General features: G+C 64.6%; 22 protein-coding genes. 10 read left to right on the top strand and 12 right to left on the bottom strand.

Annotated elements, in window-relative coordinates; translation table 11 throughout:
* Positions 1-107: 107 nt before the first annotated feature.
* Positions 108-539, bottom strand: a complete 432-nt coding sequence (gene dut, locus CLV47_RS04565) for a dUTP diphosphatase (RefSeq protein ID WP_272946782.1) — start codon at positions 537-539, stop codon at positions 108-110.
* Between the two features lie 31 nt (positions 540-570).
* On the opposite strand from dut, the gene CLV47_RS04560 reads away from it, so the two are divergent.
* Entirely contained in the window at positions 571-1,083 is a 513-nt protein-coding gene (locus CLV47_RS04560; protein ID WP_106347794.1) for a DUF3093 family protein, read from the top strand.
* A 3-nt stretch (positions 1,084-1,086) separates the two neighbouring features.
* Here the strand turns inward: CLV47_RS04560 and CLV47_RS04555 are convergent, their stop codons facing one another.
* Complete coding sequence (locus CLV47_RS04555; RefSeq protein WP_106347793.1) at positions 1,087-1,386, bottom strand: DUF4193 domain-containing protein; 300 nt, start codon at positions 1,384-1,386, stop codon at positions 1,087-1,089.
* 419 nt (positions 1,387-1,805) lie between these two features.
* On the opposite strand from CLV47_RS04555, the gene CLV47_RS21975 reads away from it, so the two are divergent.
* Positions 1,806-2,387, top strand: a complete 582-nt coding sequence (locus CLV47_RS21975; RefSeq protein ID WP_170110955.1) for a LytR C-terminal domain-containing protein — start codon at positions 1,806-1,808, stop codon at positions 2,385-2,387.
* Positions 2,388-2,392: 5 nt separating this feature from the next.
* Here CLV47_RS21975 and CLV47_RS04545 read toward each other — a convergent pair whose 3' ends face one another.
* Entirely contained in the window at positions 2,393-3,199 is an 807-nt protein-coding gene (locus tag CLV47_RS04545; RefSeq protein WP_106347930.1) for an inositol monophosphatase family protein, read from the bottom strand.
* Positions 3,200-3,315: 116 nt separating this feature from the next.
* Here CLV47_RS04545 and ppgK point away from each other — a divergent pair, with 116 nt between their 5' ends.
* Together ppgK and CLV47_RS04535 are read left to right on the top strand one after the other, a co-directional pair.
* On the top strand, positions 3,316-4,071 hold the full coding sequence (ppgK, locus tag CLV47_RS04540) for a polyphosphate--glucose phosphotransferase (protein WP_106347791.1): 756 nt from the start codon (positions 3,316-3,318) through the stop codon (positions 4,069-4,071).
* A gap of 254 nt (positions 4,072-4,325) precedes the next feature.
* Positions 4,326-5,720: an RNA polymerase sigma factor gene (locus CLV47_RS04535; RefSeq protein ID WP_337589556.1), complete on the top strand. Its 1,395-nt coding sequence runs from the start codon at positions 4,326-4,328 to the stop codon at positions 5,718-5,720.
* Here the strand turns inward: CLV47_RS04535 and CLV47_RS04530 are convergent.
* The gene (locus CLV47_RS04530; RefSeq protein ID WP_202862377.1) at positions 5,717-6,289 is read right to left on the bottom strand and encodes an EamA family transporter; all 573 of its coding nucleotides are present in this window, start codon (positions 6,287-6,289) and stop codon (positions 5,717-5,719) included. The genes CLV47_RS04535 and CLV47_RS04530 overlap by 4 nt on opposite strands.
* A 587-nt stretch (positions 6,290-6,876) precedes the next feature.
* On the opposite strand from CLV47_RS04530, the gene CLV47_RS04525 reads away from it, so the two are divergent.
* Positions 6,877-7,080: a DUF7455 domain-containing protein gene (locus tag CLV47_RS04525; RefSeq protein ID WP_106347790.1), complete on the top strand. Its 204-nt coding sequence runs from the start codon at positions 6,877-6,879 to the stop codon at positions 7,078-7,080.
* 114 nt (positions 7,081-7,194) lie between these two features.
* Here the strand turns inward: CLV47_RS04525 and CLV47_RS04520 are convergent, their stop codons facing one another.
* From CLV47_RS04520 to CLV47_RS04510, 3 genes are read right to left on the bottom strand one after another with little or no spacing between them, the layout of a single operon-like run.
* On the bottom strand, positions 7,195-8,892 hold the full coding sequence (locus CLV47_RS04520; protein ID WP_106347789.1) for a DEAD/DEAH box helicase: 1,698 nt from the start codon (positions 8,890-8,892) through the stop codon (positions 7,195-7,197).
* A gap of 42 nt (positions 8,893-8,934) precedes the next feature.
* Positions 8,935-9,180: a DUF3039 domain-containing protein gene (locus tag CLV47_RS04515; RefSeq protein WP_106347788.1), complete on the bottom strand. Its 246-nt coding sequence runs from the start codon at positions 9,178-9,180 to the stop codon at positions 8,935-8,937.
* On the bottom strand, positions 9,177-9,545 hold the full coding sequence (locus tag CLV47_RS04510) for a DUF3099 domain-containing protein (RefSeq protein WP_106347787.1): 369 nt from the start codon (positions 9,543-9,545) through the stop codon (positions 9,177-9,179). Before CLV47_RS04510 ends, CLV47_RS04515 begins: the two co-directional genes overlap by 4 nt.
* Before the next feature lie 77 nt (positions 9,546-9,622).
* Here CLV47_RS04510 and CLV47_RS04505 point away from each other — a divergent pair, with 77 nt between their 5' ends.
* Positions 9,623-11,020: a methyltransferase gene (locus CLV47_RS04505; protein ID WP_106347786.1), complete on the top strand. Its 1,398-nt coding sequence runs from the start codon at positions 9,623-9,625 to the stop codon at positions 11,018-11,020.
* A gap of 6 nt (positions 11,021-11,026) precedes the next feature.
* On the opposite strand, the gene CLV47_RS04500 is transcribed toward CLV47_RS04505, so the two are convergent.
* Positions 11,027-11,671: a DUF2461 domain-containing protein gene (locus CLV47_RS04500; protein ID WP_106347785.1), complete on the bottom strand. Its 645-nt coding sequence runs from the start codon at positions 11,669-11,671 to the stop codon at positions 11,027-11,029.
* Between the two features lie 162 nt (positions 11,672-11,833).
* Here CLV47_RS04500 and trpS point away from each other — a divergent pair, with 162 nt between their 5' ends.
* Both trpS and sigB read left to right on the top strand, forming a co-directional pair.
* Positions 11,834-12,871 (top strand): tryptophan--tRNA ligase, encoded by a 1,038-nt coding sequence (gene trpS / locus CLV47_RS04495; protein ID WP_106347784.1) that lies wholly within the window; start codon positions 11,834-11,836, stop codon positions 12,869-12,871.
* 253 nt (positions 12,872-13,124) lie between these two features.
* Positions 13,125-14,123, top strand: a complete 999-nt coding sequence (sigB, locus tag CLV47_RS04490; protein WP_106347783.1) for an RNA polymerase sigma factor SigB — start codon at positions 13,125-13,127, stop codon at positions 14,121-14,123.
* 113 nt (positions 14,124-14,236) lie between these two features.
* Here the strand turns inward: sigB and CLV47_RS04485 are convergent, their stop codons facing one another.
* The 3 genes from CLV47_RS04485 to CLV47_RS04475 form a co-directional block, all read right to left on the bottom strand.
* A complete protein-coding gene (locus CLV47_RS04485) occupies positions 14,237-16,768 on the bottom strand; it encodes a bifunctional acetate--CoA ligase family protein/GNAT family N-acetyltransferase (protein ID WP_106347782.1) in 2,532 nt (843 codons plus the stop codon).
* A gap of 92 nt (positions 16,769-16,860) precedes the next feature.
* On the bottom strand, positions 16,861-18,069 hold the full coding sequence (locus tag CLV47_RS04480) for an acetoin utilization protein AcuC (RefSeq protein WP_106347781.1): 1,209 nt from the start codon (positions 18,067-18,069) through the stop codon (positions 16,861-16,863).
* A 9-nt stretch (positions 18,070-18,078) separates the two neighbouring features.
* Complete coding sequence (locus tag CLV47_RS04475) at positions 18,079-18,993, bottom strand: sulfurtransferase (protein ID WP_238145225.1); 915 nt, start codon at positions 18,991-18,993, stop codon at positions 18,079-18,081.
* Positions 18,994-19,103: 110 nt separating this feature from the next.
* Between CLV47_RS04475 and CLV47_RS04470 the strand changes: the two genes are divergently transcribed.
* On the top strand, positions 19,104-19,775 hold the full coding sequence (locus CLV47_RS04470; protein ID WP_106347780.1) for an iron-dependent transcriptional repressor DtxR: 672 nt from the start codon (positions 19,104-19,106) through the stop codon (positions 19,773-19,775).
* A gap of 54 nt (positions 19,776-19,829) precedes the next feature.
* Here the strand turns inward: CLV47_RS04470 and CLV47_RS04465 are convergent, their stop codons facing one another.
* On the bottom strand, positions 19,830-21,014 hold the full coding sequence (locus CLV47_RS04465) for a DUF4192 domain-containing protein (RefSeq protein WP_170110954.1): 1,185 nt from the start codon (positions 21,012-21,014) through the stop codon (positions 19,830-19,832).
* Positions 21,015-21,170: 156 nt separating this feature from the next.
* Here CLV47_RS04465 and CLV47_RS04460 point away from each other — a divergent pair, with 156 nt between their 5' ends.
* Positions 21,171-22,064, top strand: coding sequence for a spermidine synthase (locus tag CLV47_RS04460; protein ID WP_170110953.1), 894 nt, complete (start codon positions 21,171-21,173; stop codon positions 22,062-22,064).
* Positions 22,065-22,089: the final 25 nt, after the last annotated feature.

Below are 22,089 nucleotides of genomic sequence, written 5' to 3'. Positions count from 1 at the left end.
GGTCTCCTTCGGGTTGCGCCGACATTGGCATCGTGCGGGCCCGGATTTCTGGGCCGTGGTTTCTGGACGTGGAATGTAGTTGTGGTTTCGCTTGGGTCGGGTCTAACCTACCGGCCCGACGAGCCGTGCCCGCCAGACCCGCGGATCGACTCGGACAGTTCGGAAGACTCAACGAAGTCTGCCTGGGTGACCTGTTGGACGAGCAGCTGCGCGACACGGTCCCCGCGGCGTACCGTGACCGGCTCCGTCGGATCGAAGTTGATCAGGTTGACGAGCACCTCGCCGCGATATCCGGCGTCGATCGTGCCGGGGGCGTTGACGATGCTCAGTCCGTGCCGATGGGCGAGACCAGAGCGAGGGTGCACAAGCCCGACGTAACCTTCGGGGAGCTCAAGGGCGATTCCGGTACGGACCAGAGCGCGCCGCCCCGGCCCCAGCTCGACATCTTCGGCGGCATGTAGGTCGGCACCGGCGTCGCCAGGATGGCTGTACGACGGCATCGGTAGATCGTGATCGAGACGACGGACTCTAATCTGCACGGCTTCCACACAGGAAGGCTACTCTCGTAATATGCCTCGACCGGATGCCGATCGGCCCGACTCCTTTACGTCGGCGCGACAGCCCTCTCCCCCGGCCAACTACCGCGAATGGCTGTACGCGCCGAAAGGCGCATGGGCGGTAGTGATCGGGTTCGCGATTCTGTTCAGCGCTCAACTTCATCCCGCCTTGTTGGGAGTGAGTCCGTGGCTAATCTACGGCGTTCCGCTGGCGCTCGGCATTATCGCCCTGCTGTTGGTTAACCGCGGCCGGGTCAGCGTAAGCGACGACGTCGTGCGCGCCGGGGGCAACAGCTTCGACGTCCGCGAGGTCGCCTCAGTCGAGGAACTCGACGTACCCAACACCCGTCGCGCCATCGGACCTGAGGGCGATCCCAGCGCCTGGGCATTCACACGCCCGTGGATCCACACCAGCGTCAAGGTCGTCAGTACGACGGATGACCCGCCGTACTTTTTGATCAGTTCCCGCCGCCCGACCGAACTCGCCGCGGCGATCGTCGCCGCGGCCGAAGCGCACTCGGACTGAGAGCTAAGCCGCGCAGTCGCGGCAGATCAACTGACCCTTGCTTTCGCGTGCCAGCCTGCTGCGGTGATGGACGAGGAAGCAGTTGGAGCAGGTGAACTCGTCGGACTGCTTCGGCACAACCTGCACCGTGAGCTCTTCGTTGGACAGGTCCGCACCGGGCAGTTCGGTGGGTTCGAGATCGGCATCGTCAACGTCGATCTTTGACGACTGGGTCTCCGCGCGGCGCGCCTTGAGCTCCTCGAGGGAGTCTTCGGCGAGGTCGTCAACCTCGTTGCGCCGCGGCGCGTCGTAATCGGTAGCCATTTGGTTGCTATCTCCTTACACGTACTAATGCTCTGGGTGAATGCTGCGAGTGAGTCAAAACTCGAAAGTCTGAACTAGGTCGATGAATTAGGTCGTGGATGAACATCGCGCCCGATTCCAAGCCCCCGAACGGTCGAAATGTTGCCGAAGTCTCCCGGCCAGGCACCCTGGCGCAGGAAGTTCAACTGTCAAGCGCCCCCGATAATTCCCTGCCGAAACGATCTATTTCCGGGTTATTGGGTTGCGCTTTACCAGCACCGACCGCGCGAGGGTACATCACCACGGCGAGAAAAGGAAGTCTTTACGCGCCGGAGGGCCTCCGCAAATTTATCTGCGCGACGGGGCAGAATGTCAACCACGCGATTTTGTCCCGGCACAAGGACCTTCGGTCTGTCGCCGGCTCTGTGGGAGGAACACGGGTGAGCCTGGAGCAGCAACGCCAAGTACGCCGTCCGGGCGGACGTCGGCCGGTCCCCCCGCTCATCTTCCTGCTGATACTTGCGATTCTCGCGCTCGCCGTCTGGTGGAAGGTCATCCGGAAAGATGAGGCATCTCAGGTCAACAAGGCCGCCGGGTGCACTAAGACCGCAAGCAGCCAGGTCATCGCCGAGTTGAGCAATATGGCCGCGATCAAGGTGCACGTGCTCAATGGGGCCAACCAGCAGGGTCTCGCGGCAGCGATCCAGGCCGATCTCACCGGTCGCGGTTTCAGCGTCCTCGACATCGCGAACTATTCCGGTGATACGCCGATTACTAGCGCGGGCGAGATTCGCTATGGCCCGAAGGGCGAGTTCGCCGCACGGGTCCTGCAACATCAGACGGTCGACTTCGAGCTGATCACGGCTCCAACGGTCAAGGACGACACCGTCACGTTGATCGCCGGTCAGGGATACAAAGGTCTCGTCACCCCTGAGAAGGCCGCCCCTCTGGTGAAGAAAGAGATCGAGACCGAGGGCAAGGTCAAGGCGGGCTGCACCCGCGAGGAGCTGAAGACCAGCTAGCGACCTCAGTCAGGGACGCCCCAAGACGGATCGATGTGCGCGTGCAGCAGCCGCGCGAGATCGTCGGCGACTGCCGGCGCCCCGACGACCAGCAGCCCGGCTTCATGGGCCGGAGACCGCACCGTCAAACCGGCCTCTGCGGCGATGAGCGTCGCAGCAGCGAAGTCCCACGCGTGCAAACCCCACTCGTAATACGCATCTAGCCGGCCCTCGGCGGCGTAACAGATGTCAAGTGCGGCCGATCCAATCCGCCGGATATCGCGGACCGAGCCCAGCACCTTGGCCACGAGGGCGCCTTGCTGCTCTCTACGCGCGGCTAGGTATCCGAATCCGGTCGCCACCAGACTGGCGGCGAGTGACGCCGGCGTGGACCCGTGTAGCGGCACGTTGTCGCGGTAGGCACCGCCGCCGGCGTACGCGTGATAGACCGCGCGGGAGTGTGGGCGCACGACTGCTCCGGCTACGACGGCACCGTCGATCTCGCACGCGATCGAGACCGCATAGTCGGGGATGCCGTAGAGGTAGTTGACCGTCCCGTCGATCGGGTCGATGATCCATCGCACCCCGGTCTCGCTGGCACGTTCGCCGTGCTCTTCGCCGTACACGCCATCGCCCGGGCGGGCCACGCGCAGTTCCTCGATGAGGAAGGACTCGCACGCCTTGTCCATCGCCGTGACCACATCGACGTCGCTCGTCTTGGTCTGCACGTCGCGGATGCCCTCCGCGCGCCCCTCGCGGATCAATCGCCCGGCGCGGACGCCTAGGTCGACGGCGAGATCACGCATAGCGGCAGGGTCAGGTCGGGCAGTCATGTGAACCATCCGATCACAAATGCGAACCTCGATCGCGCCGCGGGTCATTTGCCCGCACGGGCCCCGCTAGTCTGAAGCGAACCATGCAATACCCGCCACGTTGGGAGTCAGGTGCGATGAGTGCAACGACCGAAGGATTCGGGATCGATATCGGCGGTACCGGCATCAAGGGTGCACGCGTTGACCTCACTACCGGCGAACTACTCAGCGAACGGAACCGAATGCCGACGCCGTCGCCGTCAACGGCCGAAGCCGTCGCGGAGGTCGTCGCCAAGATCGTCAACGACAATGGATACACCGGCGAGGTAGGCATCACCTTCCCCGCGGTCATCCAAAACGGCGTGGCACATACCGCCGCCAACGTCGACAAGTCATGGGTCGACGCCGACGTACGCAAGATCATGAGCAAGCAGCTACCAGGCGGCGCGGAGATCATCAACGACGCCGACGCGGCCGGGATCGCCGAGGTCCGCTTTGGCGCCGGCAAGGATCAACGAGGAACGGTCCTGCTACTGACTTTCGGCACCGGAATCGGCAGCGCACTATTCACAGACGGACATCTTGTGCCCAATACCGAGTTCGGCCACATCGAACTAGACGGCAAAGACGCGGAGAAGTACGCCGCGGCATCGGTCAAAGACGAAGAAGACCTCAGCTACAAACACTGGGCGAAGCGGGTTAGCAAGTATCTTCGTACGCTGGAGAAGGGACTCTGGCCGGACCTGATCATCGCCGGTGGCGGCGTGAGCAAGAAGGCCGAGAAATGGATCCCGCATCTGGAGTGCCGCACGCCCGTCGTGCCCGCCAAGTTACTTAACAATGCGGGCATCGTCGGTGCCGCGCTGGCGGCGTATGAGAACCGCGGCGAGTGACCTGATCGCAGCAATATTAGGAATGTTCAGCATGTCAGGCTCCACGGGCTACGCTTATCGCACACCCGAGATAGAGGCCGAACACCGGATGCGCGCAACACGTGACGAAGTTCCTCGTTACAATGGAGCGCACCGGTAGTTAGCCGGAGACATCAAACCCTCTCAGGACCGTTTCATTGGCGTGCCTGTTTAGTGGGATCGCCCCGATTGTGCGAGGCCTTCGTCATGAAGGCGCTCGCGTCGAAAGGACTCGCGTGCCTCGAACATCGCCACGCAACGGCGACATCGTCGTGTCACACATTCCGTCTAGTCAGTCGGCACATGTCGATACCGACCCCCAGCCCGAGTCGATCGACGGACAGGTGAGCGCCGCCGCCACGAAGAAGGCCACTGCCACTGCCACCGTCGCCCCTGCGAAGAAGGCTCCAGCCGCGAAGAAGGCTCCGGCTAAGAAGGCTCCAGCTGTCAAGGCCGTCCCTTCGAAGAAGGCGGCCGCGACCAAGCAGTCGGCCACTGCGGCGGCCAAACCTACGAAGACCACCGCGAAGAAGGCGGCTAAGCAGGCCGCCGCGTCCGCGGACGTCGCAGCTGACGTCGAGATCGTCGGCGAGAGCGAAGAAGCCGACGAGACCGAGGGCGCCGCTACGGATGCGGCCGACGACGAAGACGAAGACGAGAAGGAAGAGTCAGAAGCCCTGCGCCAAGCGCGCAAGGACGCCGAGCTGACTGCTTCCGCTGACTCTGTCCGCGCCTACCTCAAGCAGATCGGCAAGGTCGCCCTCCTCAACGCAGAGGAAGAGGTTGACCTCGCCAAGCGAATCGAGGCGGGCCTTTACGGTGTTGAGCGCATGCGCATCATCGAAGAGAAGAAGGAAAAGCTCACCACTCAGCAGCGTCGCGACTACAACTGGATCGTGCGCGACGGCGAACGAGCCAAAAACCATCTCCTCGAAGCCAACCTTCGCCTCGTCGTCTCGTTGGCCAAGCGTTACACGGGCCGCGGCATGGCATTTCTCGACCTGATCCAGGAAGGTAACCTGGGCCTCATCCGTGCCGTCGAGAAGTTCGACTACACCAAAGGGTACAAGTTCTCGACGTACGCCACCTGGTGGATTCGTCAGGCGATTACCCGCGCGATGGCGGATCAAGCACGCACGATTCGTATCCCAGTCCATATGGTCGAAGTCATCAACAAGCTCGGCCGCATCCAGCGCGAACTCCTGCAGGATCTCGGCCGCGAGCCGACACCCGAAGAACTCGCCAAGGAAATGGACATCACGCCCGAGAAGGTGCTGGAGATCCAGCAGTACGCGCGTGAGCCGATCAGCCTGGACCAGACCATCGGCGACGAGGGCGATAGCCAACTCGGCGACTTCATTGAAGACTCCGAGGCCGTCGTCGCGGTCGACGCAGTGTCATTCACGTTGCTGCAGGATCAACTGCAGTCGGTGTTGCAGACACTGTCCGAGCGCGAAGCCGGCGTTGTTCGGCTACGGTTTGGCCTCACCGATGGCCAGCCGCGCACGCTCGACGAGATCGGTCAGGTCTACGGGGTGACTCGCGAACGAATCCGGCAGATCGAGTCCAAGACGATGAGCAAGCTGCGTCATCCGTCCCGCTCCCAGGTCTTGCGCGACTACCTCGACTAGCGGCCCGAGCCTCGTCCGCGGGTAGCGTTCGCTCTCCACCGCGACTGGGACACCCATACCGCGACAATCACCAAGGCGATCCCGACGACCTCAACCGGCGTCGGGATCTGTCGTAGTACGACGACCCCGATGGCTGCTGCAGTTGCGGGCAAGATCGCGAGCAGCAACGCGAATCCGTCTCGTCCCATCCTCACAAGCACCACTTGATCGAGCGCATACGGCAAGGCACTGGACAGTACGCCGACGGCGATCGCGAACAGTAGCAAGTTGGGCGAGTGCCATACCGGACCCGTGGTCAAAGCCATCGGCGAGGTCACCAGCGCCGCACCGCACAGGCCGACTGCCAGCCCGTCGATCCCCTGCTTTCCGTCGGCAACGATCTTGCCGAGCACGATATAACCGGCCCACAGCACGCCCGCACCGATCGCAAATACGACTCCGAGCGCATGGCCGTCCCACCGGACGTCGCCAAGCAGCACGATGCCAAGCACAGCGAGCAACAGTCCGCCGAGATCGCGCACGGTGCGCGATCCGAGCGCGGCGATCGCAACTGGCCCAATGAACTCCATGGCGACCGCCGTACCGAGCGGTAGCCGGGCAATCGCCTCGTAGAAACGATGTTCATTCCCAGGGTCACCATGCCGAACGTCAAGGCAATGATGACCTGGCGCCGGGTCATCATGCGCAGCCGTGGCCGACGCCACGCGATAAGACAGATAGCCGCGACGGCAACTCGCAGCCACGCGACCGCGACGGGCGAGAGATGCCCGAACAGAAGCACAGCCACCGACGCGCCCAGATACTGGGCAATCGCACTGATGACGAAGATCAAGGGAGCCGGCACTGCTCGGGTAGCCGTCACTCGCACTTGATTAACTCCGTCACATCGGAACTCACCGTTCACTATCGGCAGAACGGATCACGGCGTTTTACCGCCAAGTCAGCCCGATTGTCAGCATAGAGTGGGCGCCACATTCGAATATCGCAGTAGCTCAGACCAATAGCGCACGCCACACCGAGAAATTGGAATACCTCGGTTGGCAGGTCGTTATACGTATGACGGTGCCGGCGGCATAGCAGTTGTCGGTCGCACCGAATGCACGATCGATGAGGTCCCGTGCGAGCACGGGACCTCGACAGAGACAGGAGATTGACCATGAACGCGACCTCTCCAGCCGCCACGGCGGTCGCCACCGACCAGGCCAGCGCACTTACGGCCGAGGATCGCTGTGATCGGTGCGGTGCACGCGCAGTGACCCGCGCCGTACTCGCCAATGGGCTCGATCTGCTGTTCTGCGGACATCATCTCCGCGAATACGAAGACGCAATCAAGGCCAAGGACATCACACTGATCAGCTAGACGGCGCTTTTCGCGCCAAGGCATTTGGAAACGGCACGGCCCCTCTGGGGTCGTGCCGTTTCTGCGCTGTCGAGCTCGCCGCTCGATGAGCCACCCGACCCTCGGTACTGCAGGCTAGCTACGGTTCTTGCGCAGGTAGTCGATGCGCGCACGCAACTGCTCCGCGTTCGCGACCGAGGTCGGCGGACCGCCGCAGACTCGCCGGGCTTCGGCGTGCGTGATCGCGTGTTTCTGTCCGGTGCGCTGAAACCGTAGGGACACAAGCGAGTTGAGTTCTTTGCGCAGGTTGGTCACGATCTCGTGATGCGCAAGGTCGCGGCGCGGCCCCGGTTCGGCCTTCGGCGCCGACGCCCGGCTGACCTGCTTCTCCTGTCGCTGGCGCAGCAGCGTGGTCACCTGCTCGGGTTCGAGCAGCCCTGGTATGCCCAGAAACTCCTGCTCGTCGTCTTCGTCGGCCTGTGAACCCCAGGTCGCTCCATCGAAAATGACATCGTCGAAGTCGGCAGACGCGCCGAGCTTCTCAAACGCACCTTCTTCGGTCTCGTCCTTCTCCCCCGGCTGCTGCTCGACCTGACCGAGCTCATCCCACTCGTCGTTGTGCTTGGGCGCACCGAGCACGTGGTCACGCTCGGCCTCCATCTCGCTGGCGAGCGCCCGCAGCCTCATGATCGATGGCAGGAACACGGTCGCGGTCTCCCGCGATCGACGAGCCCGGATCACGCGGCCCACAGCCTGAGCGAAGAACATCGGCGTACCTACATTGGTCGCGTAGACCAGTACGCCGAGGCGCGGGATGTCGACTCCCTCGCTCACCATCCGTACGGCGACGATCCATGGGTCCGTCGAGGAGCTAAACTTCGCAATCCGTGCGCTGGAGCCACGATCGTCGGACAGTACGACGGTCGGCTTCTGACCGGTGATGTGCTCAAGCAGTTCGGCGTACGCCCGCGCGTCCGACTGGTCGCTGGCGATAACCAGGCCGCCGGCGTCCGGTACGCCGCCGATCCGCAGCTGCATCAGCCGCTTGTCCGCCGCCCGCAGCACCGAGGCGATCCAGTCGCCCTCGGCGTCCAACGCGGTGTGCCAGGCGCGTTGAGTCTGTTCGGCCAGGGCGACGTCGCCCAGCCGCATCGTGACCTCGTCGCCCGCTCGCGTGCGCCATCGGGCTTCTCCGGAGTAGGCCATGAAGATCACTGGGCGTACGACGCCGTCGCTGAGCGCCTCGGAGTAGCCGTAGTTGTAGTCCGCGACGGACCGCGAGGTGCCGTCGCCGACCGGTTCGTACGTCGCAAACGGGATCGGGCTGTCGTCGGAGCGGAACGGTGTCCCGGTGAGGGCGAGACGCTTAACGGCCGGCGTAAATGCGCGCCGAACCGAGTCGCCCCAAGACTTTGCGTCCCCCGCGTGATGAACCTCGTCGAGAATGACCAGTGTCTTCTTGGCCATGACCCGCATCTTGAACACGTCTGGAGCGGTCGCGACCCCGGCGTACGTCGTGGCGAATCCGTGGTAGTCACCCGCCACTCGTCCGGTCGTGGTGGAAAACTTCGGGTCGATCCGGATCTGATGGTTTGCCGCGACACCGGCCCACTGCGCCTTCAAGTGGTCAGTCGGGGTCACGATGATGATCTGGTCGATCGTGCCGGCTGTCATGAGCTCGACGGCAGCGGTCAGCGCGAACGTGGTCTTGCCCGCACCGGGAGTGGCGACGAGCATGAAGTCATCGGTTTTGTTGAGAAGGTACCGCGACAGGGCGCGGCGTTGCCATTTGCGCAAGCTACGCGTCTGCGTGCTTGTAGTTTCACCAGTCACGTCGTTATGGAACTAATCCCTCGCCTGAATTCTCGCCGGGACCTAGTCCTTGCCCTTGGGCAGATTGTTGTAGATCTCTTTGCAGTCCTTGCACACCGGCGAGCCTGGCTTGGCTGTCTTCGTGACCGGGAAGACTTCGCCGCAGAGCGCGACCACCATGTTTCCCATGACGGCGCTTTCGGCGATCTTCTGCTTGCGCACGTAATGGAAGACCTCGTTGTCATTCGAGGAATCGGTGTCCTGAAGGTCCGGGCGTTCCTTGATCCGATCCAGGGTCTCTGTGCTCACTGATCCTCCTCGTTATGGTCCGGTACGCCGTCAACGTCCCCGTCGATCATCTTATGTGGCGGTTCGGCGCCGCCCGGCGACTCTAGCTGGCGGTTCGTCGTTGTCGGGTGCATGGCGCGGAACTTCTTCGAATTCTTTGGCGGGCCGTCGTTGGCCATGACCACCGCGACCCACGGCAAGAAAACACCGACAACCATGACTGCCAAGGCCACCCAAAGGCTCCACTTGACAAGCAACGCCGCGGCGACCAGCAGCACGATACGCATCACCATCGTGATGACGTAACGTTTTTTGCGTGACCTGAGCTCCTCGTCTCGACTGAGGGCAGCCCCGGTCACAAGAGTCGCTTGGTGTCGCCGCTTCATTTCACTCCGTCCCTGCCTTTCCACTGTAGGCCAACGGCGCTGCGCGGCCTTCGTAGATTGGCTGCGACACTTCTCGCATGGATCAATCTCCCCAACACGCCGCGTCCGTATTGACGAAATGGGATCCGGGGATGCCGGATCTCGGCAGTGACCGTCGCCGCCTCGGCACCGAGCTCAGCGCCGCCCTTGCTGTGGCCGGGCGCGAACCGGTCACGGCACGCACGTGTTGGCAGCTGTTCACGCAGGGCGACCCGGTGCGTTACGCCGATGTGTGTGCCGCGCTCGGCGAGGACGTCACCGACCTGGCACGGCGCCGCGGGCTGTTGACGCCGATCGATGACGCCGAATTCGTCCGGTCGACGGCCTGCATCGCGCAAGTCGAACTGCCGAACCTGACGGCCTGGGTGGCCTCCGACTTCGGCTGGCAGGACCTCGAACCGGCGTACGTCGGCGGCCCCGGCAACGCCGCGCTCACGCTCGCTAAGGCAATGGTTCCGTCGCCCGGGGCCGGGCTGGGCGTGGACATGGGCACCGGATCGGGCGCGCTCGCGGTCATGCTTGCCGGCGGTTTCGACGATGTGATTGTCACCGACGTCAACCCACGCGCGCTGGCGTACGCCGAACTGACCGCCGCGCTCAATGAGCTCCAGTGGCAATGCCGGCTCGGCAGCTTCACCGCCGCGCTCCCGTTGAACCCGGAACCGACGTACATCGTGTCCAATCCCCCGTTCGTGCTGGGCAACCCCGACCACACCAATCAGTTTCGGGACGCGCTCGACGGCGCGCGACAGCCCTTCCGACTCGTCGAAGAACTCAGTCAGGTGCTCGCCGACGGCGGCGTCGGTCAGTTCCTCGCCAACTGGGCCTATCTCGCAGGCGAGGACGACCCAGTCAATTCCCTTCTCACCCATGCCACCGACCACGACTGCGACATCGTGGTCATCGAGCGCGCAATGGTGGACCTGCCGACGTACGTCGACCTCTGGACCGAGGAACGCGGTGGTCGACATCGCGCCTGGGTCGATCGTCTCGCCGAGGCCGGAGTGCGCGCGATCGGCACCGGGATCGTGACCGTACGCCGCAGGCGTTCGGGCGATCCCTTCTTTGCCGTGCAGCGGCATACGGAGGAATCCACCGCCACTTTTGGCGCGAGTCTCGGCCGTTGGCTCGATCGGCTCCGGCTTACCGACTCTGCCGCCGGGCTCACCGAAGAGGTAGTGCTGAAGGCCGCGCCGTACGTCGTCGAACCGGACGGCCAATTCACGTTTGTGCGCGTGGATGACGAGCTAGGCCTGCGCCTGCTCACCGATGATCACGGCCTGGAGTCGGAGGTGCTGCCCATCCTGCAGCAGTGCCACACTCCCCGAGCGGTCGCCGACATCGCCGTTTCGAAGCTGAGCCGCGCCGAGATCATCGAGGCGGTGGAGTGGTACGTCGAGGTCGGGCTCCTTGAGCCGGTCGCGAGTGCGCGGTAGGGGCAATTAGGCCTGCTCGCCCGTCGCGTGCTCGGCGACCCATTCCACCAGTGGCCGGGTCTGCCGCCAGTCGGCGCGCACCGCATCGGCGAGTTTCGGCGTATGGATGATCGGTTCGAATCCGTAAGTCTTGCCGACCGTCAGTGACTTGTGGCGCAGTAACTCGATGCGCGGATGGTCGGCGTCGAACCCGCGCGGCACAGTCTTCAGTGTGTCTCCGCCTGTTGTCCAACCGGCCTTGGTGAGCCGTGCCAGAATTTTCTGCAGCGCCTTCCCGTGTCGCTCATCGACGACCGCGCGGCGGTAACGGGCCAGCGCGTCGGCCTCGGCGCGGTAGAAACCGGCGCCGGTACGAAATCCCGAAGGGTCGATCTGCAGATACCACCCGGTCGAGGCGCCTTTGGCGACGAATGCGCCCTGCTGCGTCTTGTACGGCGTCTTGTCCTTGGAGAACCGCACGTCGCGATACGGCCGAAAGATCTTGGCCGCCCCGAACTCCTCCTCCAGACCCGACAACAGCGCCACGACCGGGGCGCGCACGTGCTCGTCGTACACGGCCTTATGCGCATCCCAGAAGGTCTTTGAATTGTCCGCCTCGAGGTCTTCGTAGAAGTCGAGCGCGGCGACATTGAATCCGGTGAATTGCGACATGTGGGCTAGAATAACTGCATGACTTGTTCGGCAACGCGCACCTGGTGGCGGCCCTAACGGGCGGCCCGGACCAGTCACATCCACGACACCGCCCCACTGTGGGCGGTTTTTGCATTTATGCGGCGTCTGGTGGGGCACCTATTCCTACAGGAGCACCGATCCATGCATCCCACCCGAACCGGCACCAGGCCTATCCCTCAGACTCCGGCGCCCACTCGCACGTTGTCCGGGATCACGCCAAGCGGCTCACTCACCCTCGGCAACTACCTGGGCGCGCTACGCCGCTTTGTCGACGGCCAAGACTCCACGTCGGGCAGCCGCGACAGCTACTACTTCATCGCCGATCTGCACGCCCTGACGATGCCGCATGACCCGCAACAGCAACGTGAGCTGACGCTCGAGACAGCCGCGCTGTACTTCGCCGCAGGGCTCGATCCATCACGCTGTGCGGTCTTCGTGCAGTCACAGGTGCGCGCGCACGTCGAGCTCTCTTACCTTCTCGAGTCCACGGCGTACGTCGGCGAACTGTCGCGGATGATCCAGTTCAAGGAGAAGGGCGGTCGTCCGCGGACACGAGCGAGCCTGTTCACGTATCCGTGTCTCATGGCCGCAGACATCCTGCTGTACGACACACATGTCGTACCGGTCGGCAGCGACCAGAGCCAGCATGTCGAGCTGGCGCGCGATGTCGCGGCGCGGTTCAATCAGGCGTACGGCGAGACGTTCGTCATTCCGCGCTTCGTCCCACCGGCCTCGGCGGCCAGGTTGGGCGACCTTGCCGACCCGGCGCGCAAGATGAGCAAGTCGGCGCCGCCCAGCGCCACGGGGGTAATCAGGATGCTGGACACGCCCGACGTGATCGCTCGCAAGATCGGCAAGGCCGTCACCGACTCGGGCAACGAAGTGCACTACGACCCGGCCGCCAAACCCGGTGTCTCTAACCTGCTCGACATCACCGCCGCGCTCGTCGGTACGACGCCTGAGTCCGTCGCCGAGCAGTGTCCGTCGTACGGCGTGCTCAAGCGGGCCTGCACCGAGGCCGTCGTCGCGACCCTCGAACCGATCCGGCACCGGTACGCCGAGTTGGTGGCCGATCGCTCGTCCCTGCTGGCCACGCTCGCGGACGGCGCGAATCAGGCGAGTGCACAGGCCGACCTCGTCGTACGCCGCGCGAAACACGCGATGGGGTTGTTGTGTTGAAATCGGGACGCGGCAAACATGACCCGGGCCACAGGCTTGCCGAATTCTTCTCTCACATTCGGGAACAACGGCGCGCCAGATTCGTTGAACCTAGTGAAGACAGTGCGTAGAACAACCAATTCTGGGCACTAACCGTCTTACACAAGCAAGACAACCGGCTCACGACTCAGTCACGAACCGCGTAACGCACCGATACGGCCACGACGCCTGCACCACAGGTCGCCACGTGGCTATTGATCATAAAGAGGTTGATATGACTGTCACATTGACTGCCACACCGGGCAACTCCACTGAGCCCGGCGCGACCGACTGGGACAAAGCCGCAGCCGGCGAATCGGCGCCTTCAACAGACCTTGTTCGCGTCTATCTTACGTCGATCGGCAAGATTAAGTTGCTGACGGCCGAACAAGAAGTGGACCTTGCCCGACGCATCGAGGCGGGGCTCTACGCCGAGCGGCTCCTCGGCGACCCGGACAAGAAGTTCTCACCTGCAAAACGTCGCAACCTGCGCGCCGTCGTCGTCGATGGGCAGGGCGCCAAGTCGCACCTGCTTGAGGCCAACTTGCGACTGGTCGTATCGGTCGCCAAGCGTTACACCGGTCATGGTCTCGCCTTCCTCGACCTGATCCAAGAGGGCAACCTCGGCCTGGTCCGCGCGGTCGAGAAGTTCGACTACGCCAAGGGCTTCAAGTTCTCGACGTACGCCACCTGGTGGATTCGTCAGGCGATCTCCCGCGCGATGGCCGATTCAGGTCGTTCGGTGCGGCTGCCCGTGCACTTGGCCGAGCAGGTCAACAAAGTTGTGCGGACCCGTCGCCGGATGCACCAGGAGATGGGCCAGGAGCCGACGATCGACGACATCGCCTCCGAGCTCGACCTCAAGCCGTCCAAAGTTGCCGAGCTACTCGAGCATTCCCGCGACGTCTTGAGCCTCGATCAGACCGTCGGTACCGACGAGGACGCGGCGCTCGGAGACTTCATCGAAGACACCGATACGCCGGCGGCGGACGAGGCGATCAGTTTCGACATGATGCGCAGCGATGTACGTAAGGTTGTCGCTGATCTCGACGAACGCGAGCGCGCACTGGTCTCTCGCCGGTTCGGGCTTGACGGTCAGAAGCCGTTCACCCTGGAGCAGATCGGGCGCGAGTTCGGGATGTCCCGGGAGCGAGTCCGTCAGATCGAGCGTCAGACGATGGCTAAGTTGCGACTGCCCGAACGTTCAGAAGGCCTCCGCGACTACCTGTCCTGACCAGTCAGCACCGTCATACCAGTCCAGCACCACCCCCGCCCCGGCGTACTTCATGAGTACGTCGGGGCGTGTTTGTGCGGGCAGGCGATTCGGACCCAGCCCTGAGCACCGGCTCAGTAGGCGGGGGCCAGCCGACGTGGGCCTGGGGTATTCGACGACCGAGCCGGTCCGACGCGCAGGCTAGCGCGCGTCACCCGCACACCTTCGGCAGTCGCGATTACCGGGTCGAGCGTCAGCGATCGCACCTCGGGTAGGTCTTCGGCCAGCGCCACAAGACGCCCAATCAGGTCGTACACGGCCTCGAGCTTCACCGGTTGTGCGCCGCGATAACCGGTCAGCAGTGGAAAGGCGCGCGGCGCCTTGACCAGCTCCTCGATCTCAGAGTCCGTTAACGGCAACGCCCGGTAGGCGATGTCGCCGAACAGCTCGGTCGCCAGGCCGCTGAGTCCGAAGCTGGCCAGCACGCCGAAGGACGGGTCGTCGACCAACCCCACCGAAACCGGCACGCCCTCGTTTCCGGGGTCGCTGCGGTCGCCGACGATGCCGTAGGCGCCCAGTATGGTGCGGCACTCCTCCGGGCTGAGGGCGCGCCCGCCCGAGTGGTCGGCGAGCACCTGGTCGATGATCTCGCGGGCGACGTCACGATGCGCCTCGGCGTACTCAAGTATCGAACCGGTCGGGTGATGACGCCACCGGTAGTACGTCGCGGCCCTCGCCAGCGCGAGCACCGCGCGCTCGGGAGTCGGATACGACGGGACCGAGCCGCGCCGCAGCTCGCCGTGCTCGCCTTCTAGCCGCAGTCCCTTGGGCACGCCGCTGAGGCCCTGAAACGTCGTAGCGATCGGCTTTGTCGAGGTGGCACTCAACCGTCCCAGCGCCTCGGCGTACGGCGTGGAGTCGGTGACGACCGGCGGCACGAACACCGCGACGATGGCGTCAACCTCGTCGCTGTCGATCGCCTGCTGCAGCGCTTCTTCGAACGCCTCGACGCCCGCCTCGGGGCCGATGTCGACTGGATATCCGTCAGCGACCTGGAGGCCTTGCTCTTGGCAGGCGTCGATGACCAGCACACCAAGCGCCGAGGAGTTGCCGACCGCCGCGACCCGGATCCCTTGCGGTAACGGCTGATGCGCAAGTAGTGATGCCAGGTCGAATCCCTGCTCTAGCGTGTCGACCCGGATCACGCCGGATGACTCGAACAGCGCCTGGACGACAGAGTCACTCATCTTCGCCGCGCGGGCCGCGAGGTCTGGCTTGGCGCCGTGCCGACCACTCTTGACCGCGATGATCGGTTTCAGCCGCCCGATTCCTCGGGTCAGGCGGGCGAACTTGCGCGGGTTGCCGAAACTCTCCAGATGCAACAGGATGACTTCGGTCCGGTCGTCGGTGGACCAGTACTGGAGCAGGTCGTTGCCGCTGACATCGGCTCGGTTACCGGCCGAGACGAAGGTCGACATGCCCAGTCCGCGGCTCGCCGCATCGGCGAGGATGGCGACGCCGAGCGCGCCGGACTGACAGAAAAATCCGACCCGTCCCGGCGGCGGCACGTTGGGTGAGATGGTCGCGTTGAGGCGGACGTCGACGTTGGTGTTGACCACGCCCAGGCAGTTGGGGCCTACGACCCGCATGCCGTACGCGCGCGCCGTTTCCACCAGGTCTTGTTGCTTGGTGCGACCGTCTTCGTCGCGTTCACCGAAGCCACCGGAGATCACGACCAGCCCGCGCACCTTCTTCTGACCGCATTGCTCGACGACCCCCTCGACCTGGTCGGCCGGCACCGCGAGGACGGCGAGGTCGACATCGTGCGGGATATCAAGCACGGTCGGGTACGCCGGCACACCGGAGACATGCGGCGACGTCGGGTGCACGGGGTAGATCGGCCCGGCAAGGCCGAATTCCAGAAGGTTGCGCAGGACCGCGTGGCCGATCTTGCCGCGGTCGTTGCTCGCTCCGATCACCGCGACCGATCGCGCGGTCAGCAGCCGTTCGAGGGACCGGGCCTCGGCCCGCTGCTCGCGGGCATACAGCACCTCAACCGAGGTCTCGGTGGGCTCGATCGGGAACTCGAGGTGTACGACGCCTTCCTCATAGGACCGTTTCGGGCTGTAACCGGCGTCGATGAAGGTGCGCACCATCCGACTGTTTTCGGCGAGCACCTCTGCGGTGAATCGCTTGATGCCGTTGACCCGTGCTGCTGCGGCGAGATGTTCGAGCAACATCGGCCCGAGGCCACGGCCCTGTTGGCCATCCTCGACGAGGAAGGCGACCTCGGCGTCGTCTTTGCCGGCGTACCGGTCGTAGCGGCCGACCGCGATCAGTTCGGCGCCGAGGAACACCACGAACGCCATCCGGTCGTGATAGTCGACGGTGACGAACCGTTTTAGTTCGCGCGCGGGAATGCGCGGCATGGGGCCGAAGAATCTGAGGTAGCGGGTGCGTTCGGAGGTCCGCGCGTGCATCTGCTCGAGCTTGTCCGCGTCGCCCGGCACAATCGGGCGCACGTGCACCGTCCCACCGTCGGACGCGACGACATCCGCTTCCAGGTCCGATGGGTAGTTCGGCGTGTCTTTGCCGATCGGCGCCGGGGGTTGGTCGGCGGCAGGCGAGGTCTGCGCGGTGACTTCGGTGTCGGGGTCGTCACTCATGTTTAGTCGCTCTCGATTCACGAGTCGTTCTGTTGGTTTCAGTTGTAAGTGGTCGATTGTGTAGTTGGGGTGTGCGCGCGGATCGCGCCGGATCAGTCCCGAGGGTCGGCAGGGTCGAGCCCGACGAGCGGGTAGAAGGCCTGTCGCGCCTTGATGATGGCCCGATCGAGGGGGTCTTTTTCGTCGCCGTCCCAGGGCGTGAAGTCGACCGACGCGCCTTCGCCCATCTTCGCCGGCGGCTGCACGTAGCCGGAGTTGGTGCCGAGGAACCGCGGTAGCTTCGTCGCGGCGAGGTCGTCTAACCAACTCTGCGGAATGTCAGTGTCCAGATCAATTGGTACGCCGATGGCTTGCGCGAGCAGATGCGTCCAGGACCGCGGTACGGCGCGCACCAGACCGTAGCCGCCGCCGCCGGTCGCTACCCAGCGTCCGTCGCAGAGCTCATTGGCTAAGTCCCGTAGGCGGGCGTAGATCGCGTTGTGCCCATCGACGGTCAGTGACAGGTCGGCGAGTGGGTCCTCATGGTGGGAGTCGCAGCCGCATTGCGTGATCAAGATTTCAGGGCGGAACTGGCGCAACACGTTGGGCACGGTCGCCTCGAACGCGCGCAGCCAGTCGCCGTTGGTCGAGCCGGCCGGAATCGGCACATTGATACTGGAGCCGGACGCGTCGCCGGTGCCGCATTCGCTGGCAAAACCGGTGTGCGGCCACAGTGTGAGGGGCGACTCGTGGATGCTCACGGTCATGACGCGAGGGTCGTCGTAGAACGCGGCCTGAACGCCGTCGCCATGGTGCACGTCGGTGTCGACGTACGCGACGCGCTGCGCGCCGTGGTCGAGCAGCCAGGCGATCGCGACGGTGAGGTCGTTGAACACGCAGAAACCAGAGGCGGAGCCGGGCATGGCGTGGTGATGCCCACCGCCGATGTTGACCGCGTGGTCGAACTCTCTGTTCCAGACCAGTTGCGCCGCCCGCAGGGTGCTGCCAGCGACGAGCGCGGAGGCTTCGTACATGCCCCAGAAGATCGGATTGTCGTCGGTGCCGAGTCCGTGGCCGATGCCCCACGGCTGCATAGGCGCGTCGCGTACGGCAGCGAGGTAGCGCGGTGAGTGGACGCGTTCGAGCTGCGCCGCGGTGGCCGGCTCCGGGTCGACAAACGTCACGTTTGGTTGGTCGAGTACGCCGAGCGAGCGGGCAAGTCTCATCGTGAGGTCGATCCGGACAGGATGCATCGGATGCTCTCCGCCGAGGTCGTACTTAAGAAGGTCGTCCGACCAGAGAACCGCAACAGAGCTAGTCATGGCGTTACGCTACCCCGCGGCCCGCGGCCGATCGGGGTCGGTGATCCAGTCGCTCCACGACCCCGGATAGAGGGCGGCATCGATTCCAATTCGACGTAGCCCGAGAATCACGTGCGTTGCCGTTACGCCTGAGCCGCAGTAGACGGCGACCGGTGTTTCCTCATCGCCATCGCCATCGCCATCGGCGTCCGTCGTGCGGACCGAGTCCACCCGCTCGCGCATCGCGGCCGCGTCAACGTAGCGCCCGGCGTCGTCGACAATCGCAGTGGTGGGCAGATTGCGCGCGCCAGGGATGTGCCCCGCTATGGGATCGACCGGCTCGTGTTCACCGCGGAACCGCTCGGGGCTGCGCGCATCGAGCAGCGTGCCGCCCTCTTCCACGAACGCGATGATGCCGCCCGCGTCGATCGTCGGCAGTGCTCCCGGTCGAACCACGATGTCACCCGCGAGCGCCGCAACCTCTCCGGTCGCCACGGGCTGGCCGGCGTCCGACCATGCACGCAGCCCGCCGTCGAGGACCCGCACGTCGCGGATGCCGGCCCAGGTGAGCACCCACCACGCCCGCGCCGCGGCGTACCCGTCCGCGGCGTCGTACACCACGACCGGGCGATCTTCGCACAGTCCTAAAACGCGAAGGTCACGTTGCAGCGAAGACGGGTCCGGTAGCGGGTGTCGTCCCCCCGTCGCGCGTATCTCCCCGGCCAGCACCGTGTCGAGGTCACAAAACTGCGCGTCAGGCAGGTGCATGGTCCGGTATAGCGCGGCACCGGCGTCGGGCTTGCCCAGCACCCATTGGACGTCCAGCAGGACGGGAGTAGTTGCGCCAGTTAACGCGTCGGCAAGGTCGGCTACCGATATCATCGGGTCCGATAGCGTGCCGGCGCGCGTGTTGTTTGGGCCTTCGGGTTCGTCGTAAGAACTCATACATTCAGCCTACGGCGGTGGCGTCATTCGACCGCGTCGACCGGCCTGGCGAGCGCACTGCCCGGCAAGCGTCGCGGACCATTAGGATGGTCGTTGATCTAAGGAGCCCGGTGAACGATCTCATTGACACCACAGAGATGTACCTCAAGACCATCTTCGAGCTCGAAGAGGTTGGCATCGTGCCGCTGCGGGCACGCATCGCCGAGCGGCTGCATCAGAGCGGTCCCACGGTAAGCCAGACCGTCGCCCGCATGCAACGCGATGGTTTGGTCAACGTCGAGGGCGACCGTCATCTGGCACTGACCGAGGAAGGTCGGTCGCATGCTACCGCGGTCATGCGTAAGCACCGCCTCGCAGAGCTCCTCCTGGTCGAAGTGTTGGGCCTTGAGTGGGAGAAGGTGCACACCGAGGCATGCCGCTGGGAGCACGTGATGAGCGTCGACGTCGAGCAGAAGATCGTGTCGCTGCTCGCCGATGCGCAGTTCGATCCGTATGGCAATCCCATCCCCGGACTCGAGGATCTCGGCGCGGCGAGCCCGCCGTCGGACACCGCGGGACTGAAGACCATCGCGCAGACGGTGACCGCCGATGGTCAGAGCGTCGTCGTGCGCCGCATCTCCGAACATCTGCAAGCCGATGAGGACCTTCTCGGTCGGCTTGCGGCCGGCGGCATCCGTCCCGGCGCAACTGTGCGGTTGGTCCGCAACGGGGACGGAATCCAGATCGGCGAGACGGTCTTCGGACCCGACGTCGCCGAACATGTCTTCGTGGTAGCTCAGTAGGGACCTCGGCGCTCGCGCCGGCCCACCAAAGCGCGTCGCCCGAATCGCCCACAGTCAGTTAGCCGCATCCTGCTGTATTTGGGCCATTGCCGAGGCAAACCCGGCTCGCACCGCATCCGGTGGCAGCCCGCTATCGAGCGAGTTTTGGATGAGGTGCGCGAGCGAGTAGTCCGGATTGGAGCGCAACGCGCGCTCGAGTGCGCACCGGGCGAGCACGCCATTGCCTTTCAGATAGACCTCGATCGCCAGCACCGATGCAACCGGCGCGATCGACTCTTCCGGCGCGATATGCAAAACCTCGGACCACAGGTCCTCATAGCTCGGTTCCTGAGCTAGCGCTATCGAGCCGATCAGCACGTCCCGGATCGGAAACCGGTCGAGGGCCAGACAGCACAGTGCCGCCTGTTGGCCGGTGAGTGGCGGCAGGGTTCGTATGTCGTCATCCCACTGACCACGCAGGTCCAACAGGTCCTCAAACCCTTCAAACAGGTCTTCGGTCGGCAACCGCAGCGCGTCCAGTCGGGCGATCGTCTCGGCGATCACTGGCCGCATAGCGCTGGGCCGCGCGGCGATCTGTTCGGCGAGTTCGGCTCGGCTACCGAACGTGCGATGTCCGGCCACGACCGAGGCCACCTCGACCGGCGACGGAGCGCGCGTCTCGTCGGCGCGTCTGCGACCCTCCGTGGCCTCCCACACCCACGCGACAACCTCGACTCCGGCTTCGCCGAGTCGGTCCTCGATCAGCCCGGCGAGGTCACGCACCGTTGACTCGTCGGCAAGATCGCGCTCTTCGGAGTCCGACTCGTGACCGGTCGCTGTCGGGAGCGGACCGAAATATGCGACCAGGACCTGCCGGGCATCGGTCCGCAGTACCACGGCCGCGACCGAGTCGGCACAGTGCTCCGCATCTGCAGCACCCATGGGCGCGTCGATCCGGCCAGTCACAGCGAGCCGGTGCCGGCCCCCGGTGAGGCCGAGGAACACCAGCGACCGCTCCGGCCTGAACCCGATGAGATGCGGCACCGCGGCCCGCACGTCAGAAGGAGTGGACAGTTTCATTACCTCCTCGTCGCCCGACTGTTCTCCAAAACGGGCCGTCGGGAGGTCCGGTCGCCGCCGGGGCGGGGTGGGTCCCTTACGTGGCCGTGCTGACTTTTTCTTGCGGCCGCTACGGGCAGCCGCGGCGCGTCTGCTCGCGCGGCCGAACTCTGATGCGCTGCGTTCGTTGTCTGTGGTCATGGCCTCTACCCTGGAGCACATGACAGCGGAGAAACAGACCATGCGACAGTCGGTGGATAACTCTGGATGCGTGTGGACAGACTTCGCCGAAACAGTGCCGTTGTGGTGTATGACAGGCAATGTGGACTCGTGCGTGTCCGGTCATGTGGCGCCGCAGTGAGGCAGCCTGCAAGCCGTCGCGGGCGGCCCGCGGGCCGGCCGGACCGGGCCGCCTGGCTACCCCGCGCGACCGCCCAGGCGTTGCGCTTTACGCCACCGGACCCGCAGCCGGGTAGCTATCCGATCGACTCAGGCCAGGCAGAAATCCAGATGGACGCCGACCGCGTAGGTGGCTGGATCCTCACTCTCGACGGCGTTCTCTCCTCATATGTCGCGCTGGACGATCCGACCCATCTGGAGTTCGAGTACACCCGGTGGATCGGCGATCTACTCGACAGCCTCGAGCCCACCGGCGTACCACTGCGAGTGCTGCATCTCGGTGGCGCCGCATGCACGTTGGCGGTGTACGTCGAGATCACCCACCCGGGCTCGCGGCAGTCAATAGTGGAGATCGATGGCACGTTGATCGACCTCGTGCGCGCGCAGTTCGGAATCCGCTCATCCAGGCGGTTCCGACTCGTGCACGATGATGCGCTGCGGGCGCTGCAACAGACTCCGGACGGGACCATCGATGTGATCATCCGGGATGCATTTGTGGGACGTAACACCCCAGCGCATCTGGAGGATGACGGTCTCATGAGGGAGTCCACCCGGGTATTAGGGCCCCGTGGCATCTATATATCGAATGTCGCCGATCGGCCGGGGATGGAACTGACTCGCCGAGAGCTGCGCGCTCTGGTGTCTGCGCTCGACCTTCGGCCACAAACGTCGCACACCCACTCGATGGCGTTCGTCACCGATCCGTCGGTGCTGCGCGGCAGACGCTACGGCAATGTCATCGTCGCGGCGTCGCGCGATCCCCTGCCTATCGCGGGCTGGATGCGTCGTACTGTGCGCGCCGGCCTTCCGGCGCGCGTCGTACACGGCGAACGGCTCGCCCAATACCTATAGACCGCGCAAATCCCTATAGACCACG

Origin of the sequence: Antricoccus suffuscus (assembly GCF_003003235.1) — a bacterium.
Lineage (GTDB): Bacteria > Actinomycetota > Actinomycetes > Mycobacteriales > Antricoccaceae > Antricoccus > Antricoccus suffuscus.
Note: the sequence above shows the minus strand (reverse complement) of the source record. Positions and strands in the feature narration are given on the sequence as shown.

What these genes read in the sequence shown, in the direction of transcription:
- CLV47_RS04505 (WP_106347786.1), top strand. Translation starts at nt 9,623, where the DNA reads ATGGATCAATCTCCCCAACACGCCGCGTCCGTATTGACGAAATGGGAT.
- CLV47_RS04545 (WP_106347930.1), bottom strand. Translation starts at nt 3,199, where the DNA reads ATGACTGCCCGACCTGACCCTGCCGCTATGCGTGATCTCGCCGTCGAC.
- CLV47_RS04465 (WP_170110954.1), bottom strand. Translation starts at nt 21,014, where the DNA reads ATGACCACAGACAACGAACGCAGCGCATCAGAGTTCGGCCGCGCGAGC.
- CLV47_RS04480 (WP_106347781.1), bottom strand. Translation starts at nt 18,069, where the DNA reads ATGACTAGCTCTGTTGCGGTTCTCTGGTCGGACGACCTTCTTAAGTAC.
- CLV47_RS04500 (WP_106347785.1), bottom strand. Translation starts at nt 11,671, where the DNA reads ATGTCGCAATTCACCGGATTCAATGTCGCCGCGCTCGACTTCTACGAA.
- CLV47_RS04475 (WP_238145225.1), bottom strand. Translation starts at nt 18,993, where the DNA reads ATGAGTTCTTACGACGAACCCGAAGGCCCAAACAACACGCGCGCCGGC.
- trpS (WP_106347784.1), top strand. Translation starts at nt 11,834, where the DNA reads ATGCATCCCACCCGAACCGGCACCAGGCCTATCCCTCAGACTCCGGCG.
- CLV47_RS04555 (WP_106347793.1), bottom strand. Translation starts at nt 1,386, where the DNA reads ATGGCTACCGATTACGACGCGCCGCGGCGCAACGAGGTTGACGACCTC.
- CLV47_RS04560 (WP_106347794.1), top strand. Translation starts at nt 571, where the DNA reads ATGCCTCGACCGGATGCCGATCGGCCCGACTCCTTTACGTCGGCGCGA.
- CLV47_RS04485 (WP_106347782.1), bottom strand. Translation starts at nt 16,768, where the DNA reads ATGAGTGACGACCCCGACACCGAAGTCACCGCGCAGACCTCGCCTGCC.
- CLV47_RS04530 (WP_202862377.1), bottom strand. Translation starts at nt 6,289, where the DNA reads ATGGAGTTCATTGGGCCAGTTGCGATCGCCGCGCTCGGATCGCGCACC.
- CLV47_RS04510 (WP_106347787.1), bottom strand. Translation starts at nt 9,545, where the DNA reads ATGAAGCGGCGACACCAAGCGACTCTTGTGACCGGGGCTGCCCTCAGT.
- ppgK (WP_106347791.1), top strand. Translation starts at nt 3,316, where the DNA reads ATGAGTGCAACGACCGAAGGATTCGGGATCGATATCGGCGGTACCGGC.
- sigB (WP_106347783.1), top strand. Translation starts at nt 13,125, where the DNA reads ATGACTGTCACATTGACTGCCACACCGGGCAACTCCACTGAGCCCGGC.
- CLV47_RS04525 (WP_106347790.1), top strand. Translation starts at nt 6,877, where the DNA reads ATGAACGCGACCTCTCCAGCCGCCACGGCGGTCGCCACCGACCAGGCC.